Here is a 17759-nt window from a genome sequence, read left to right on the forward strand (position 1 = left end):
ATCTTTTTCCATATTGCCTATTACTGTTTCAGATTATTTCCACCTCGCGTGCCCGGGAGGGACTTCCCTCTCTTAGGCAGGATTGGTGAGGGGGCATTTTATCTCAACTTCTTCATATTCACATGAGTATAGATTCTCTCTATGATGAGCGGGAAGATGAACAGCGTGAAGAGCGTGGCCCCGACAAGTCCACCGATGATCACCGTGGCGAGCGGACGCTGGCTCTCACTGCCGATGCCATGACTGAGTGCGGCGGGCAGCAAGCCGAGGGTAGCCATCATAGCCGTCATCAGCACACTACGGATGCGCGAGTGCATGCCACGCGTCACTGCGTCGGGAAGTGCGTAGCGGTGGCGCAGGAAGTGCTTGATGTCCATGAGCATGATGACACCGTTCTGTATACAGATGCCGAAAAGACAGATAAAGCCGATGCCTGCCGAGATGGAGAAGTTGGTGTGGGTCAGGAGCAGAATGAGAATACCACCCACAGCCGCAAAGGGCACATTGGTGAGCACAAGTCCGGCGTCACGAGCATTGCCGAAGAGTACATAGAGAATGACAAAGATGAGCAGCACGCTGATGGGAACTACCTGCGCCAAACGGGTCGAGGCACGCTTCTGGTTCTCGAAGTCACCGTTCCAAGTAATCTTATAACCGGCTGGTAACTTCACCGCCTTCGCCACCTTTGCACATGCCTCGTCGACAGCCGAACCCATGTCGCGGTCGCGGACACTGAACTTCACGGCACAGTAGCGGTCATGGTTCTCGCGGTAGATGATCAGCGGACCGGTGATGGAGCGGATCGTGGCCAACTCGCTGATAGGAATCATCTGACCGTCATCAGTGGGCACCTTAATCTTTGCTATGGCCTCCGCATTGTTGCGGAACGGCTCCTCATAGCGCACTACGAGGTTGAACTTGCGCTCGGCCTCATAGACTTGTGAGGCAGCCTTGCCACCGATAGCCATCTCTATGATGCTCTGCACGTCGTCTTTCTTCACTCCGTAGCGCGCCAAGCGGTCCTCGTCGATGTCGATCTGCAGCTCCGGCTGTCCCATGTTGCGGATGACACCAAGGTCGGTGATGCCGCGGATTGGCTTCATTGTGTGATAGACCTGCCAGGCCAGACGCTCGCTCTCGGCAAGATCCTTGCCGTAGACCTTGGCAACAATGGCTCCTTTCACTCCACTTACAGCCTCCTCTACATTGTCGGAGATAGGTTGCGAGAAGTTGAAGTCAATGCCCGGATAGACACTCGGCCGCCGGTTCATGTCGTCGACAACCTGCTCTTTCGTGCGTCCCGTCTTCCATTCCTTCTCGGGAAAGAGCTTGACAAAGAGCTCAATGTTGTAGAATCCCGTAGCGTCGGTGCCGTCGTTGGGGCGTCCTGTCTGTGTCATCACCTGGCTCACCTCGGGATAGGACAACAGGATATGTCGGAACTCATTGGCGAGTTTCACGCTCTGCTTGAGCGATACACTCTGTGGCAGCGTGGCGCGCGCATAGACAGAGCCCTCGTTCATCTCGGGCAAAAACTCAGAGCCGAGCAGATGGAAGCAGGTCAAACCTGCTGTCATGCCCACAAGGGACAGGGCGATGGCCTTACGGTAATGGTGATCCTTTTTGAGCAACAACGACGACAAAACCGGTACAAGCGTCAGCGTGAAAAGCAAAGCGCCGAGCAGGGCAAAGCCAAGGGTATAGGCCAAAGGCGAGAACATCTTGCCCTCTACTTTCTGAAACGTGAAAATGGGCAGCAGAGCCGTGATGATAATGAGTTTGGAGAAAAACACCGACTTGGCCTTGCCACGTGCTGTCTGTCTGACCATGCCCAAGTGGCTGCGCCGGTTGAACGCTTCCATGCCGATGGTACGTGCCTGCGCCGAGAGTGCCACGAAAAGCGCCTCCACCATCACCACGGCACCGTCGATGATGATACCGAAGTCGATGGCTCCCATACTGAGTAGATTAGCACTCATGTCACAGACATGCAGAGCTATGAAGGCAAAAAGCAGTGCCAAGGGTATGACAGAGGCCACGATCACCGTTGTGCGCCAGTCCTTCATAAACAGCAGCACGACAAGGGTGACCAGAATGATGCCCTCCACGACATTGTGCATCACCGTGCCCACGGCAAGGTTGACGAGATCCTCGCGGTCGTAGAAAGGCACGATCTTCACGTCCTTGGGCAGGTCGTCGTGCTGTATCTCTGCTATCTTGCTTTTCAAAGACTTAATAACCTCCTCGGTGTTCTCACCTTTGCGCATGACCACAATACCCTCCACGACATCATCTTCCGTGCCGCGTCCTACCTGCCCGAGCCGTGGCTGGCAACTCTCGTGGACGCTGGCCAGGTTGCGTACAAGGATCGGCGTACCACCGACATTCTTCACCACGATGTCACCAATCTCGCGCACGTTGTTGATAAGCCCGATACCGTGCACTACGTAAGCCTGGGAACTACGCTGGATGACATCGCCGCCGACGTTGACATTGCTGTTGGCGATGGCCTGATAGAGTTCGAGCGCACTCACGCCATAGGTGGCGAGCTGGTTGGGATTGACGCTGACCTCAAAGGTCTTTACCTCGCCGCCGAAGCTGACAATGTCGGCAATACCGGGCACAGAACGCAATTTGCGCTCGACAACCCAGTCTTGCAGCGTCTTCAACTGGCGCACCGACCGCTTGTCGCTGCGGAGCGTGTAGCGGTAGATTTCACCCGTAGGGCCTGACAGCGGCTGCACATCGGGATCCACGCCGTCGGGCAGGTCGGCATCGTGAAGCAGGTTGTAGACTTGTTGCCGCGCAAACTCGTCGTCGACATGATCGTCGAAGCAAACGGTGACTACGGACAGACCAAACAGCGTGGTAGAGCGGATATCGGTCTTCTTCTGTACCGAATTCATGGCAATCTCTATAGGAATGGTGACAAACTTCTCGATCTCCTCGGCAGAGCGTCCCGGCCATTGTGTGATGATGGTCACCTTGGTGTTGGTCACGTCGGGGAAAGTGTCGATAGGGGTCCGGCGGAAACTCACCACGCCCATGATCACAACGATCAATGTGACGATAAGGATGAGATACTTGCGCTTGAGCGAGAAGGCGATGATGAAATCGATCAACTTATTCATTGCCCAGTGTATTAAAGACCAACAACGCGTTTTTGCTCACCACACGCTCACCAGGGCGCAGCCCGCTGTAGATGTATGCACTGACGGAATCCATATGCTCTACTTTGACGCGCTGTCGGCGATAACGTCTCTTACCCATATCTTTGACGACGTAGTCCACGCCGCCGTCGAAGACAATCGCCTTGGAAGGCACACAACAAAAGGCTTTGCTGCCCATGCCGGTGGACACATGCACCGTGGCAAACATTCCGGGACGGAGCAAATCGCGGCCATTGTCAAGGGTAATACGCACTTTCATCGTCTTGCTCTCGTTGTCAAGCATTCGATACACCTTATCTATATGGCCACGAAAGACTGCGTCGTCGTAAGCCATGGTGGTGACGGTGACAGGTGCTCCCTGATGTATCTTGGCGATGTCGCTCTCATAGACATCGGCAATAACCCATACTCGACTGAGATTGGCTATCTCCAGCACCTCACCGCTATCCTGACCGACATAGCTGTCGTTGTAGATATTCTTCGCCATGACATAGCCGCTGATGGGCGAACGCAGCACGGCGGTAGCCCTGCCACCAAAGCCATTGATACTCGCTACGGCAGACAGCCGGCTGCGCTCGCTGTGTGCCATGAGCAATTGCTCACGGGCCTCAGCCACCTCTTTATCCGATGCCATTCCCGAGCGGTGCATGTCCTGTTTCATCTGATAGTCGCGCTGCGCCATCTTTATCTGTGCATCGGCGTCGGCAAGTCCTTTGTTGTAGTCGGCAGCCGCCTCGCTGTGGATAGTGGCCAGCCGCTGTCCGGCAGACACTTGGTCACCGACCTCTACAGTCAATCCACTGACCCGGCCGCTGCATGGAACAAACACCTTGCGCACAAGACGCTCGTCGCAGCTCACGTCGCCATTGAGCGTGAGCGCATCACCATAGCTGCGAATCAACACGGGAGTAGATACCACCACGTCGTTGCGCAAGGACTGGTAGGTATCCTGCTCAGCCTTTTCCTCCTTCGATGAACAGGAGACCAGACACAAGAGTCCGGTAAGAAACAGTATATTTCGTTTTTTCATTATTCTCGTTTTATTTTCAGGTACTATTATTTTTTCGATGTCAAGAAATCAAGACTTCAATGATCTACCCTTAAGGATGATACACCAATTCCAAAGTTCTCAAATCCATGATACACCTTATTTATCTTATCCACACAACCTTAAGCCGCTCGGCGGCCTGTAGCATTTTGCTTTGGGCGTCAAGGTGCGCCAGCATCGTGTCGCGGTAGTTGATATAGAGATCCACAAACTCCACGAGTGAGATATGACGGCTCATAAACTGCTGCTCAGCAGCAAGCAGCATCTGGCTGAGATCCTTGTCGAGAGAGGACGCAGGTTCAGCAAGCTGCTTAAGATATTTTCCCACGATATCGAGATCTGTCTGCCGCTGCAATGTCAGGGCGAGCCGTTGTTGCTCCTTGTCAATGGCAGCCTGCTCCAAGACGGCCTGTGCACTGCGGATGTTTCCACGGTTGCGGTTCCATAGAGGTACTGCCACGCTCAGCCCCACGGCAAAGTAGTTGTGCCCTATGCTTCCGTTTTTGTCATATTCTCCTTGCACGGCCATCTGTGGCAGGCTTTGTGTGTGCTGCCAGCGAAGCGCATGTTGCGCCGCCTCAACCCGATGGTCCGTCAACTGTATCTCAGGCAGCGTATCGAGAACCGGACTTTTGTCGGAATGTAAGGTAAGATAAAGTCTCGATGCCTGGGCTACGGCGGCTTGCTCATCGAGATCCACGGTGATGGACTCGATGCCGGGAAGGGCCAATAATTGTCGTAACTGAGTTTCCAAAGCAGCGGCCTCGAGAAGCAGGTCGGTCTGTGACTTGCGCAGTTGATAGACCATTGTGGCAATGCGCTGCGTCTCCATAGCAGCGACATTGCCTTTCTCACTCTGCTCACGGCAGGCTGTGAGAATCTTCTCTGCCGAAGCTATCTCCTCATCATAGACACGAGCTTGTCGCTGCTGGTAATAAAGGGCAATCATAGCTGTGTGCACCTCCGTGCGCAAATCACGCTGCGTCACGAGCAACTGACTGTAGGATGCATTCAGCAATGACGTGTTTTGTCTCACCTGTTCAGCGTGCTGGCCACCGATGGCAAAAGGTTGCGACACTTGCACGTCGACTTCTCCAGTGCTGCCAGGGTCAAACCATCGGCGATTGGTGGGGTTTTGTACATTATACATTACATTGACAGTGGGATTGTCATAGCTACGCGATTGTGTCAACAGTCCTTCCGCGACGGTTACATTCAGGCGTGCGGAGCGTAGAACAGGATTGCGCTGGGCCAGCAGACTGTCGGCCTTTGCAAAACTGAGCCGCACGGCACGAGCTCCATCACAACAAGCCCAAGCCATGAAAAGCATCAGACATAATCGTATTTTCATATTACTTTTTTTCATCGCCGCAAAGTTACGGACTTTGCGCAAAGCCTTGAAACAGAATCGATGAGAATGCTTTCATACCATATTAAAGGTTTTTAATGGCCTTTCTTTGCCCACCCCACCAAAGCTCCCTACCTTTGCAGAGAATTTAAAAGTCGCCTCAGCGCACTGCAATATCATCAAAAGGAAATGCTATTAAAATTCTTTCTCACGTGTAATAAGATAGGCGCGTTCACACTTGGTGGCGGCTACGCCATGATACCTGTCATGGAACGGGAGTATGTCGACAAAAACCACTGGCTCGACCGCGAGGAGTTTATGGATATCATGGTAGTGGCACAGACCACTCCCGGCATCTTCTCCATCGACATGGCAAGCCACATCGGTTATAAGCTACGTGGAGTGTGGGGCGGTATCGTCGGTGCGTTGGGCATCGCGCTACCCTCCATCATCGCCATTCTGCTCATCGCCATCTTCTTTCATAACTTCAAGGACAACGTCTATGTGGAGAAGTTCTTCCGTGGTGTGCGCCCGGCTGTGGTCGCACTCATTGCCGCACCGTGCTTTAAGATGGCACGCACCGCACATATCACTTGGTCGACATGCTGGATTCCCGTGGTGAGCTGTCTGCTCATCGCTGCCTTTTCGGTGTCGCCCATCTGGATTATCATAGTCGCAGGATTGGCGGGATACATCTATGGAAGAGTTAAGAGTTAGAAGTCGTCAACGTTTCAGCAGAGCTCTTCCCCCTCTCTATCACCCAACAGACAAATCATTAAGGAGTTTTAAATGATGATATTTCTTAAATTATTCTATGTCTTCAGCAAAATAGGAATCTTCAACTTCGGAGGCGGCTATGCCATGCTCTCACTGATCTATAGCGAGACAGTAGTGAAAAACCATTGGCTTTCCAATGCTGAGTTTACCGACATCGTGGCCATCAGTCAGTCCACGCCAGGACCTATCGGCATCAACGCTGCCACCTATGTGGGCTATACCTCTGTCATCAACGCTGGCTATCCCGTGTGGGCAGCCGTGCTCGGTTCTGTGCTTGCCTCGCTGAGCATCATGTGGCTGTCCTTTATCCTGATGATCAGCATCAGCCATTATCTGCTCACCCATAAGGACGCGCCATGGGTCAAGCATGTCTTTGCAGCTCTGCGTCCGGCCATCATCGGACTTATCGCTGCCGCTGCTCTGCTGCTGATGAACAAGGAAAACTTCGGAACACCGGGGCAGAGCGTACCCTATTTCATTCTGAGCGTCGCCCTGTGTGTGGCAGTCTTTGTCGCCACACTGCGCTACAAAGTCAACCCTATATTGGCACTGCTTGCCTGCGGCATCGTAGGTTTGGTTGCTTATTAGAAAGAAATGGTTATCTTTGCACAGAAAATGACAATCAACAAAAGAGTGGTATGACAATCAATAGAAAAATAGTATGAAACGGATATTATTGGCTGAAGACGAGGAGAACATCGCCGACTTTGTGTGCCGGGGACTGGAGAGCTTTGGTTTTGAAGCGGACAGAGCAAGCAGAGGTGACGAGGCATGGGAAAAGCTGCAGACCAAAGACTATGACCTGGCAGTGCTCGACATACGCATGCCTGGAATGACGGGTCTCGACGTGTGCCGACTTCTGCGAAGGCAGCAGGGCTATGCCCTTCCTGTGATCATGCTCACCGCGCTGGGCACCACCGATGACATCGTGCTGGGATTGCAGGCCGGTGCCGACGACTATATGGTAAAACCGTTTAAATTCACCGAGTTGGTGGCTCGCATCAACGCACTGTTGCGACGCGTGGAAAGCTATCGTCAGACCCCACCGCTCACCTGTGGCGACCTGAGCATCGACGCGGTCTCGCACAAGGCAAAAAGGCAAGACACTGAGGTGGACTTGAGCACGAAGGAATACCGGCTGCTGGAATATCTCATGCGACATGAGGGGCAGACACTGACACGGCGGCAATTGCTGCGCGACGTATGGGACAAGGATTTCGACACCAACACAAATGTCGTTGATGTCTATGTGCGATACCTACGACAGAAAATCGACGAAGGCTTCGAGCCAAAGCTCATCCATACCATCGTCGGCGTGGGTTACTGTTTCAGCCGGGAGGACAGGCTATGAAAGCGGGACACAAGATTTCAATTATCTATTCGGGTATCACCATCGGACTGGTCCTCATTGCCGGATTGGTCTTCTACTTCTTCAGTTCGAACTATATCCGCAACCTCTATTTTCACTATATGCAGGAGAAGGCACATGCCGTGGCCGAGGAGAAGTTCTCTAAAGATGAACTTGACCCGGTGAAATACCGCAATGTGGTCATTCGACGCCAGACATCCATCCCTACGTCCAAGGAGCTCTTTGTCAATATCGAGAACCGTGACTTGGCGCGGCAGGTGCTCAGTGCCTATCTCGACGACGTGCAAATCAAGCAACTCTATGCCAATCAAACCGTGAACTTCGAACACGGACAGGAAGTGGGGACGGCTTTTGTCTATTACGACAACACGGGGACCTTTGCTGTTATCGTGCTCAGTCGCAACCCTTACGGCACCGACATCGCACGTACGCTACGCTGGACCTTGCTGCTCCTTGTGATTCTTTCGGCGGGAGTGCTCTGGCTCATCAGCCGCCTCTATGCCATGCGCATGCTCGACCGTATCGACCGGGACTATCAGACCGAGAAGATGTTCGTCAACAATGCATCACACGAAATCAACAACCCTCTGACCGCCATACAAGGCGAGTGCGAGGTGGGATTGCTGCGCGACTATTCTGCCCGGGAATATCAGGACATCCTGCAGCGTATCGCCCATGAAGCCGAACGCGTGGTGACCATCATGCGCGAACTGCTGCAATTCTCTCATATCAGAAGTGGCGAAGAGATGAAGGAAATCGAACCCGTGAACATTGCCCCACTATTGCAAAGTCTCTGTGAGGGACGCTGCAAGGTGAACATCCAAAGTGACTTCACGGTTCCCGGCGATGCTCATCTGCTGCGTATGGCTTTCCAAAATCTCATCAACAACGCCCTCAAATACTCCGGCGGCAAACCTGTCTCCGTCACTGCTGCCGACCGTCTTGTCATCATCCGAGACCATGGAATCGGCATCCCGCAGGAAGATCTGCCTCATGTCTTTGAGCCCTTTTACCGTGCCTCCAACACGGGAACAATCATCGGTCACGGCGTGGGACTGGCACTGGCCAAGGCTATCTTGGAGAAGCACAGAGCAAAAGTCAGCATGATATCTCAGCAGGGTGAGGGTACGAAGGTCTGTGTGGCCTTCAGATAGATTTCTGCTACTTCCCCTTGTTGATGATATAAATTCCGGCTGTTGCCAACGCTCCGGCAAGCACATATTTCCAATAGAATGTCTCATGTAGGCAAAGACACGAGCTGACGGCTCCGACTACGGGAATCAGTGAATTGTAGATGGCCACCTTGCCGACGGGATTGCAAGTGAGCAACTTGTTATACAGCGAGAATCCCACGGTGCTGATGCCGATGAGCAACAACAGCCACAGTATTCCTAATGGCGTGACCCGGGGCAACGACCCGCCGGAGAGTAAGCCAAAGCCAAAGAGTATCATGCCACCGATGGCCAGACTATACCCTGTACCGACAAACACATTCACGCGCTTACCGAGTCCCCGGGTGAGCAGAGAGGCGGTGGCCCCACAGAGCGCATTGAGGATGATCATGCCGTCGCCGAGCCAGGTGAATCGACCGCTGTCCACGCCACCTAAGTTCAGCGAGAGAATACCGGCAAAACCTATCACGCAGCCGATGATCTTGTTAGCGGTCATACGGTCGCTCTTGAAAAACATACATGCCATGATCACGACAGAGAACACGCTGAGCGAATTGAGGATAGCTGCCCGCGAACCCTCGCTGTGGGAAAGGCCTGTATAGAAAAAGGCATAGTGTAGAGTCGTGTTGACAAGACAAAAAAGCAGCACATACCACCAGTCTACTCTGCTTCTGACGTGGAAGTCCTTATGCCCCAGCCGCGCCATCAACAAAATGATAGCCCCGGCAAAGCTGAATCTCACGCCGGCAAAGAGCATCTTGCTGCCGGTCATCATAGGAGTGATCTCAAACTCGGAATAGCCCAACTTGATCAGTGGATAGGCAAAGCCCCAGGCTATGGCTGCCGTCAGGGCAAAGACGGCAACCCATAGCGGGTGCTGAAAAATAGATATTGTTTGTGTCTTCTTCATCATTTTCATATCATTATCTTTATGCCTGCACACGTGTGTTATCGTCGTGTCGCTCATGAAGCAATGCAAAGATAAGACTTTTCCCCCATATTCTGTTATGTTCTAATACAATACTGTGACATTATCAATAATGTGTAATAGTACAAAATTTGCTAAAAACAAAAGTTTTTGCTATCTATGGTTTGCAAAATTAAAATTAATCACTATCTTTGCACTGTATAACCAATACATGCATCAAAGATATCTATGGATTCCTTCTTTCGCACACATGCCTACTTGGTAGAGCACACCAACGCCCCAGTTCGCCGCGTCCTTATGGACGAGATTGACTGGAATGAGCGGCTCATTGGTATCAAGGGCACACGCGGTGTGGGAAAGACGACTTTTCTGTTGCAATACGCCAAGGAGCATTTCGGTAGCAAAGACCGCAGATGCCTATATGTCAATATGAACAACTTCTATTTCCAGGGACGCGGCATCGCTGACTTTGCAGGTGAGTTTGTCGGTCAGGGTGGTCAGGTGCTGCTCATCGATCAGGTGTTTAAGCAGCCCAACTGGAGCAGGGAGTTGCGAGAGTGCTACGACAAATATCCTCAGCTGAAGATCGTGTTCACAGGCTCGAGCGTCATGCGCCTCAAAGAAGAGAATCCTGAACTCAATGGCGTGGTGAAAAGCTACAACCTTCGTGGCTTCTCTTTCCGTGAATATCTCAACCTCAAGGCACATACCCATTTCGAGCCACTGACTCTGGACGACATCGTCAACAACCATGAGGCGATTGCCAAGGATATCGTGCAGCAAGTGGATCCTACGGCTTTTTTTGAGGATTACCTCCATCATGGCTTCTACCCATTCTTCCTTGAAAATCGCAACTTCATGGAGAATTTGCTCAAGACCATGAATATGATGACCGAGGTGGATATCCTGCTCATCAAACAGATAGAGCTGAAATACCTTACTAAGATCAAGAAACTCTTCTATCTCCTTGCACTCAATGGTCCGCAGGCTCCGAACATCAGCAAACTCGCCGACGAGATAGACACCAGCCGTGCAACAGTGATGAACTATATCAAATACCTTGCCGATGCCCGGCTGATCAACCTCATCTACAATCCCGGGCAGCAGTTTCCCAAAAAGCCATCTAAGGTGATGATGCACAATCCCAACCTGATGTATGTCATCTACCCCATCACCAGCAGCACGCAGGAAGTCATGGAGACCTTCTTCGTCAACACGCTATGGAAGGATCATCTCGTCAACCAGGGCGACAAGGACCACTGCTATCTCGTGGACAACAAACTGCGCTTTCGCGTCTGCGACGCGCTCGTGGCTGACAAAAGTCGCAACGCCATCGGCACGATCTACGCACGATACCATCAGAAAATAGGTCACGGCGACCAGATACCTTTATGGTTACTTGGTATGCTCTACTGACTCTACTATAAGTATAACGCAAAAACATTATCAACTTTTTATCATCTATTTTTCACAAAATGGCAAAAGAAAAGAAATTTATGACTTGTGATGGTAACACCGCTGCCGCTCATGTAAGCTATATGTTTACTGAGGTGGCTGCTATCTACCCCATCACACCGTCGTCGCCTATGGCTGAGCACATCGACGAATGGGCTGCCAAGGGTCGTAAGAATCTGTTTGGTCAGACCGTCACCGTACAGGAGATGGAGTCTGAGGGTGGTGCTGCCGGCGCGCTTCACGGCTCTTTGCAGGCAGGTGCTCTGACATCCACTTACACAGCATCCCAGGGACTGTTGCTGATGATCCCAAACATGTACAAGATTGCTGGTGAGCTGCTGCCATGCGTGTTCAACGTTTCCGCACGTACACTTGCCAGCCACTCTCTGTGTATCTTCGGTGATCACCAGGATGTGATGGCTTGCCGCCAGACCGGCTTCGCCATGTTCTGCTCCGGTTCCGTACAGGAGGTGATGGATCTCACCGCTGTTCCTTACTTGGCTACGCTTGAGACGTCTGTACCGTTCATCAATTTCTTTGATGGCTTCCGCACCTCTCACGAGTATCACAAGATCGAGGCTATGGACATGGAGGACATCCGTCCGCTCGTCAACCCAGAGTATATCAAGCGTTTCCGCGACCGTGCACTCTCTCCTGAGCGCCCTGTCACACGTGGTACCGCTGAGAACCCTGAGACTTTCTTCACACACCGCGAGGCTAGCAACAAGTACTACGACGTAGTGCCTGAGGTCGTTGAGAAGTACCTCGGCGAGATTTCGAAGATCACTGGACGTGAGTATCACTTGTTCAACTACTATGGTGCTCCCGATGCTGAGAACATCATCGTGCTGATGGGTTCTGCTACTGAGCCTGCACGCGAGGCTATCGACTACCTGACCAAGCAGGGCAAAAAGGTAGGTATGGTGGCTGTTCACCTCTATCGTCCGTTCTCTGTTGAGGCTATCCGCAAGGCTATCCCTGACACCGTGAAGCGTATCGCTGTTCTCGACCGCACCAAGGAGCCGGGAGCTGAAGGAGAGCCGCTGTATCTTGATGTCAAGAGTGCACTCTATGACGATCCTCGCAAGCCGCTGATCGTCGGTGGACGCTATGGTCTCGGTTCTTCCGATACTACACCTGCCAAGATCATCTCCGTATTCAACAACCTCGAGCTCAATGTGCCCAAGAACCACTTTACTGTGGGTATCGTCGACGATGTCACCTTCACCTCTCTGCCTGAGGTTGAGGAAATCCCGATGGGCGGTGACTCTCTCTTCGAGGCTAAGTTCTATGGCCTGGGCTCTGACGGTACTGTCGGTGCCAACAAGAACTCTGTTCAGATCATTGGTAACAACACCAAGAAATACTGCCAGGCCTACTTCTCTTATGACTCAAAGAAGTCTGGTGGCTTCACTTGTTCGCACCTGCGCTTCGGTGACGAGCCTATCCACAGCGCATATCAGGTCAACACGCCTAACTTCGTGGCTTGCCACGTACAGGCTTATCTCCATATGTACGATGTGACACGTGGTCTGCGCGACAATGGTACTTTCCTGCTCAATACCATCTTCGACGGTGAAGAGCTCGTCAACTTCATTCCTAACAAGGTGAAGCGCTACTTCGCTAAGCACCACATCAAGGTGTACTACATCAATGCTACGAAGATTGGTCAGGAAATTGGACTGGGCAACCGCACCAATACCATTCTGCAGTCTGCTTTCTTCCGTATCACTAAGGTGATTCCTATCGACCTCGCTGTCGAGCAGATGAAGGCCTTCATCGTGAAGTCTTACGGCAAGAAGGGACAGGATATCGTCAACATGAACTACGCCGCCGTGGATCGTGGCGGTGAGTATAAAGAGTTGACCGTTGATCCGGCATGGGCTAATCTGGCTGACGACGATGTTAAGGAGGACAACGCTCCGGCATTCGTCAAGAACCTCGTGCGTCCTATCAACGCTCAGGCTGGTGACCTGCTCAAGGTCTCTGACTTTGTCAACAACGACACTGTCGATGGCACTTGGCAGAATGGTACCGCTGCTTGGGAGAAGCGTGGTGTCGAGGCTTTCGTACCTGTATGGAATCCTGAGAACTGTATCCAGTGCAACAAGTGCTCGTTCTGCTGTCCTCACGCTTGTATCCGTCCGTTCGTCCTCGACGAAAAAGAGGCTGCCGGCTTCGACGGAAAGACCATCGACATGCTGGCTCCTAAGACGCTCAAGGGCATGAAGTTCCGCATTGAGACTTCCGTTCTCGACTGCTTAGGCTGCGGCAACTGTGCTGATGTCTGCCCGGGCAAGAAGAACAAGGAAACCGGTGAGATTGAGAAGGCCCTGAAGATGGTTCCGTTCAACGTAGATGCTCCTGACATGAAGAAGGAAGCAGAGAACTGGACTTACCTGACCAACAACGTGAAGTCTAAGCAAGACCTCGTCGACATCAAGCAGAGCCCGAAGAACTCTCAGTTCGCTCAGCCTCTGTTTGAGTTCTCCGGTGCTTGCTCCGGCTGCGGTGAGACTCCTTACGTCAAGCTGATCTCTCAGCTCTTTGGTGACCGCGAGATGATCGCCAACGCTACGGGTTGCTCTTCTATCTACTCTGCTTCTATTCCTTCTACACCATACTGCACCAACGACAAGGGTCAGGGTCCTGCTTTCGACAACTCTCTGTTCGAGGACTTCTGCGAGTTTGGCCTCGGTATGGCACTGGGCAACAAGAAGATGAAGGAGCGTATCACCGTGCTGCTCAACCAGGCCATGGAAGGCGAGCACACGCCCGACGACTTCAAGGCTGCCGCTCAGAAGTGGATCGAGCAGAAGAACGACGCCGACGGCTCTAAGGCTGCTGCCGCTGAGCTCAAGCCGCTGATCGAGAAGGGTGCCGAGGCTGGATGCCCGTTCTGCAAGGAGTTGCAGCCGCTGGAGCACTACTTAGTGAAGCGCTCTCAGTGGATCATCGGTGGCGATGGCGCTTCTTACGATATCGGTTACGGTGGTCTCGACCACGTGCTCTCTACCGGTGAGGATGTCAACATCCTCGTCCTCGATACTGAGGTTTACTCCAACACTGGCGGACAGTCCTCTAAGGCTACTCCTCTGGGTGCTATCGCTCAGTTCGCCGCTCAGGGCAAACGCGTGCGCAAGAAGGATCTGGGTCTGATGCAGACAACCTATGGTTATGTCTATGTCGCTCAGGTGGCTATGGGTGCCGACAACGCTCAGTGCCTCAAGGCTATCCGCGAGGCTGAGGCTTATCCAGGCCCGTCTCTCGTCATCGCCTATGCTCCGTGTATCAACCACGGCATCAAGGGCACCAAGAAGCTCAAGAGAAGCATGGGTAAGAGCCAGATGGAGGAGAAGCTCGCCGTTGACTGCGGTTACTGGCATCTGTGGCGTTTCAACCCCGAACTGGCTGATCAGGGCAAGAACCCGTTCACTCTCGACAGCAAGGAGCCTAACTGGGCTGACTTCCGTGAGTTCCTCCTCGGTGAGGTACGCTACTCTTCTGTTGCCAAGGCTTATCCTGCAGAGGCTGACGAGCTCTTCTCTGAGTGCGAGAAGATGGCTAAGCTCCGCTACAAGTCTTACGTCCGCAAGAGTCAGGAAGACTGGAGCGAGGAATAAATAGGGACAAGGCCGCTTAGCGGTCCCCTTCTATAGTCCTCCAAAAAGGAGGGAATAAGCAATACCCCAAAGCTGCCTTTGAGCGGCTTTGGGGTATTTTCGTGCTTGGAGATTGATACTGCAAGTTTTATAAAGTTTTTGCCTGTGCGGATAGCCCTTTTTTGCCTGTATAAATTGTTTGTTTTCGATGGATATTGCCTATACAAAGTGTTGCCATATCCCAAAGCGTATAAGACTTAAAAAGGGACGACCTAACTAGGCCGTCCCTTTTTAATTTATATGTTCTATTACGTAGGCAGTGCTGTATGTAGGAATCGTGTTATTATTGTTTTGATTTGATATAATCGCTGAAAGCCTTGTCGAAGGCTGCGAACTGCTCCTCGTTGAGGCTTCCCAACGTTTTGCGTAGCCCTTTGTAGTAGATGGCTACCTTTTTATGGATCTGGTCAGGGTCTGTGCTGGAAGCATAGATCTTGTCGATGTCGATATGCATTTGCGGTACGAGGTTATTGAGGAATACCAAGTCACCGGTGTACTGGGGTGTCTGTGCGGCAGCCTGCTGTGCGTTGTCCGTGCTGTCTGGCGAAGGAGCCACAGAGCCCGAGACGCTGTTACTGCTGGTGTCAGAGCTTTGAGACTGCTCGTTGTTGGCAATCTCTGTAGAGTCGTTGCTGGCAGTCTGCTGGTCAGACTGTCCTCCGCGGCTGAAGAGCAGCACGACAGCGATGACCACGAGTACGGCGATAGCAGCTACCAGTCCCACCATCTTTCTGTTGACGGGAGATGAGGTGGTCTCGCTCTTGCGGCTATAGCGATGATGCTCAAAGGCTTCCATGAAGTCTTCTATGCTGGCATAGCGCTCGCTGCGGCCGAAGCTGCAACTGCCGTCGATGACCTGGTCATACTCGTTGCCGAGGTTCATGGCCTTGACGATCATTCCCAAAGAGTAGACATCAGCGCGCGCGTCAAGCGTCACCGTGCCATCCTTAGCCTCGGGTGCGATGAAGCGTAGACTGCTGTTGGGCATGCTCATCGAGTCGGCATAGCGCAGTCGCAGGTTGAGCACCTTCACCTCGTCTGTCTTCTTGGTGACGAAGATAAAGGTGGGGTCAAGAGCCCCGTGTACCATACCATTGCCATGGAGGTATTCCAGAGCTGAAGCGATTTGACTGATGACGCGTTTTTTCTCGTCTTCGCTGTGTCCTTCATCAAGGTATTCGAGCAGCGAGCGTGAATCCTCCCATTCCATCTCTATGCACGTGCCGAGCCCCTCCACGTCCTTCATGGCGAGGAATTTCAGCAGATGCTGATGGTCGAAATCTTTGCAGCGGTCAAACTCCTTTTTCAGAGCCCGCTGATATTGTGGCTTGCTTTGATAGGCTTCTTTAAGAGAGACGAGCAGCACATCCTGTCCACCGTCTTTTCCTGTTGTCAGCTTTTGAATGCTGGCAGTTTTTATCTCCTGCATGTCTGTTACAGTCATGGCATTTTATGTTTTAATGATAATCTGAGTGCAAAGATAGCGCAAACGAGTGAAATGACAAAGGAAAACGAAGTTTTTCTTTTCATTTCCGAGTGCAGCCTATCTTATTTAAAGATAGCGCAAACGAGTGAAATGACAAAGGAAAACGAAGTTTTTCTTTTCATTTCCGAGAGCAGCCTGTCTTATTTAAAGATAGCGCAAACGAGTGAAATGACAAAGAAAAACGAAAAAATAGTCCTCCTTTAGCTCCCTCCCAAGGGGGCAGAACCGCAAATCCTATGCATTAACTTGGAGGGCAGCTTTCTTGTTGGTTGATATAAATCAATTAAGCCTTGTCTCAGCCCTCTCAAGTATACTGGAAAATAGCTTAGAAAGCCCATGCTTTTGACTCTTATAGTTGATATAAATCAATATCAATCGATTACGCTGTTAATTTCTTGCAAGAATATTAGGTGGTACGGAATAAGAAAACTAACTTTGTCTCCGGACAAGACGATAATCGGCACAAGCCGTGAGTCGTAGTATCAACCTTATAAACGTAAAAAGATTGTAGTTATGACAGACAAATTGGTGACAATGAATGCCCAGGCCAATCTGCAGGACAAGATGCGCATCGACATGATTCTCGGTGGCCGTCGTGCAGCCCTGGACGCTTTGAAGGCAAAGAAGGCATAATCTTTTTCGCCTTTAGTAAGATTGAGAAACATCGTTTAGAATCAGGAATCGGTGTTCACTAAGGTTCAAAGACTGTAGTGGGCACCGATATTTTTTGTTTCTCTTTATTTTTCTATCTCCATAATCTCTTGATAGATACGTTGCACAGGGAGTCCCATGACATTGTAGTAGCTTCCGTGGATGGATGTCACGCCGATGTATCCGATCCATTCCTGTATGCCGTAGGCACCGGCTTTGTCAAACGGGCGGTAGTGTGCGATGTAATAGTCTATCTCGTCGTCGGTGAGTTTCCGGAAGGCTACATCTGTAGTGACCGCAAATGTCTTTTGCGCTTTTGCCGTGGTCAGTGTCACCCCGGTGACTACCTGGTGTGTGCGTCCGCTGATGAGGCGGAGCATTCGACGGGCATCGTCGGCATCGCGTGGCTTGCCCAGTATCGTGTTGTCGACAACGACTACCGTGTCGGCGGTGAGCAGCAGTTCGTCGTCGTCGACTTGGTAGGCAGCTGCCTTCTCTCGTGAGATATACTGTGGCACTTCTTCGGCGCGTAGATTCTCGGGATAGCTCTCGCTGACACCTTTGATCACTTTCACCTCAAAGTCCAGGTCCAGTCCTGCCAACAACTCTTTGCGGCGTGGCGATGCGCTGGCAAGTATGATTTTCAGTTTCGTTGTTTCCATTTCCTGTTGTTCAAATCTTTTTTCAGCGCAA

The 17759-nt window shown here is 51.8% G+C and carries 12 protein-coding genes; 6 read left to right on the top strand and 6 right to left on the bottom strand.

Annotated features, from left to right (window positions below):
- Positions 1-98: 98 nt before the first annotated feature.
- From FYJ73_RS04940 to FYJ73_RS04950, 3 genes are all read right to left on the bottom strand, one after another.
- Entirely contained in the window at positions 99-3131 is a 3033-nt protein-coding gene (locus tag FYJ73_RS04940) for a CusA/CzcA family heavy metal efflux RND transporter (protein WP_154533602.1), read from the bottom strand.
- Positions 3124-4200 (bottom strand): efflux RND transporter periplasmic adaptor subunit, encoded by a 1077-nt coding sequence (locus tag FYJ73_RS04945; protein WP_154533603.1) that lies wholly within the window; start codon positions 4198-4200, stop codon positions 3124-3126. The genes FYJ73_RS04940 and FYJ73_RS04945 overlap by 8 nt, the downstream gene beginning before the upstream one ends.
- A gap of 121 nt (positions 4201-4321) precedes the next feature.
- Positions 4322-5569, bottom strand: coding sequence for a TolC family protein (locus FYJ73_RS04950; protein WP_206081690.1), 1248 nt, complete (start codon positions 5567-5569; stop codon positions 4322-4324).
- 186 nt (positions 5570-5755) lie between these two features.
- Here FYJ73_RS04950 and FYJ73_RS04955 point away from each other — a divergent pair, with 186 nt between their 5' ends.
- The 4 genes from FYJ73_RS04955 (at position 5756) to FYJ73_RS04970 (ending at position 8866) form a co-directional block, all read left to right on the top strand.
- Positions 5756-6283 (top strand): chromate transporter, encoded by a 528-nt coding sequence (locus FYJ73_RS04955; protein WP_154533605.1) that lies wholly within the window; start codon positions 5756-5758, stop codon positions 6281-6283.
- A 75-nt stretch (positions 6284-6358) separates the two neighbouring features.
- A complete protein-coding gene (locus FYJ73_RS04960) occupies positions 6359-6931 on the top strand; it encodes a chromate transporter (RefSeq protein WP_154533663.1) in 573 nt (190 codons plus the stop codon).
- A gap of 73 nt (positions 6932-7004) precedes the next feature.
- The gene (locus FYJ73_RS04965) at positions 7005-7694 is read left to right on the top strand and encodes a response regulator transcription factor (protein ID WP_154533606.1); all 690 of its coding nucleotides are present in this window, start codon (positions 7005-7007) and stop codon (positions 7692-7694) included.
- Positions 7691-8866 (top strand): sensor histidine kinase, encoded by a 1176-nt coding sequence (locus FYJ73_RS04970; protein WP_154533607.1) that lies wholly within the window; start codon positions 7691-7693, stop codon positions 8864-8866. Before FYJ73_RS04965 ends, FYJ73_RS04970 begins: the two co-directional genes overlap by 4 nt.
- Before the next feature lie 7 nt (positions 8867-8873).
- Here FYJ73_RS04970 and FYJ73_RS04975 read toward each other — a convergent pair whose 3' ends face one another.
- Positions 8874-9797: a DMT family transporter gene (locus FYJ73_RS04975; protein WP_235899236.1), complete on the bottom strand. Its 924-nt coding sequence runs from the start codon at positions 9795-9797 to the stop codon at positions 8874-8876.
- A 243-nt stretch (positions 9798-10040) separates the two neighbouring features.
- On the opposite strand from FYJ73_RS04975, the gene FYJ73_RS04980 reads away from it, so the two are divergent.
- Positions 10041-11228, top strand: coding sequence for an ATP-binding protein (locus tag FYJ73_RS04980; RefSeq protein WP_154533609.1), 1188 nt, complete (start codon positions 10041-10043; stop codon positions 11226-11228).
- A 59-nt stretch (positions 11229-11287) separates the two neighbouring features.
- On the top strand, positions 11288-14890 hold the full coding sequence (gene nifJ / locus FYJ73_RS04985; RefSeq protein ID WP_154533610.1) for a pyruvate:ferredoxin (flavodoxin) oxidoreductase: 3603 nt from the start codon (positions 11288-11290) through the stop codon (positions 14888-14890).
- Positions 14891-15212: 322 nt separating this feature from the next.
- On the opposite strand, the gene FYJ73_RS04990 is transcribed toward nifJ, so the two are convergent.
- Positions 15213-16373, bottom strand: coding sequence for a protein kinase domain-containing protein (locus tag FYJ73_RS04990; RefSeq protein ID WP_154533611.1), 1161 nt, complete (start codon positions 16371-16373; stop codon positions 15213-15215).
- Between the two features lie 779 nt (positions 16374-17152).
- Complete coding sequence (locus FYJ73_RS04995; protein ID WP_154533612.1) at positions 17153-17728, bottom strand: Maf-like protein; 576 nt, start codon at positions 17726-17728, stop codon at positions 17153-17155.
- Positions 17729-17759: the final 31 nt, after the last annotated feature.

This window comes from Hallella mizrahii (assembly GCF_009695775.1).
GTDB classification, from domain to species: domain Bacteria; phylum Bacteroidota; class Bacteroidia; order Bacteroidales; family Bacteroidaceae; genus Prevotella; species Prevotella mizrahii.

Bases quoted from the DNA above. Each gene is read 5' to 3' on its own strand.
- FYJ73_RS04940 (WP_154533602.1), bottom strand. From the start codon at position 3,131: ATGAATAAGTTGATCGATTTCATCATCGCCTTCTCGCTCAAGCGCAAG.
- FYJ73_RS04945 (WP_154533603.1), bottom strand. From the start codon at position 4,200: ATGAAAAAACGAAATATACTGTTTCTTACCGGACTCTTGTGTCTGGTC.
- FYJ73_RS04950 (WP_206081690.1), bottom strand. From the start codon at position 5,569: ATGAAAATACGATTATGTCTGATGCTTTTCATGGCTTGGGCTTGTTGT.
- FYJ73_RS04955 (WP_154533605.1), top strand. From the start codon at position 5,756: ATGCTATTAAAATTCTTTCTCACGTGTAATAAGATAGGCGCGTTCACA.
- FYJ73_RS04960 (WP_154533663.1), top strand. From the start codon at position 6,359: ATGATATTTCTTAAATTATTCTATGTCTTCAGCAAAATAGGAATCTTC.
- FYJ73_RS04965 (WP_154533606.1), top strand. From the start codon at position 7,005: ATGAAACGGATATTATTGGCTGAAGACGAGGAGAACATCGCCGACTTT.
- FYJ73_RS04970 (WP_154533607.1), top strand. From the start codon at position 7,691: ATGAAAGCGGGACACAAGATTTCAATTATCTATTCGGGTATCACCATC.
- FYJ73_RS04975 (WP_235899236.1), bottom strand. From the start codon at position 9,797: ATGATGAAGAAGACACAAACAATATCTATTTTTCAGCACCCGCTATGG.
- FYJ73_RS04980 (WP_154533609.1), top strand. From the start codon at position 10,041: ATGGATTCCTTCTTTCGCACACATGCCTACTTGGTAGAGCACACCAAC.
- nifJ (WP_154533610.1), top strand. From the start codon at position 11,288: ATGGCAAAAGAAAAGAAATTTATGACTTGTGATGGTAACACCGCTGCC.
- FYJ73_RS04990 (WP_154533611.1), bottom strand. From the start codon at position 16,373: ATGACTGTAACAGACATGCAGGAGATAAAAACTGCCAGCATTCAAAAG.
- FYJ73_RS04995 (WP_154533612.1), bottom strand. From the start codon at position 17,728: ATGGAAACAACGAAACTGAAAATCATACTTGCCAGCGCATCGCCACGC.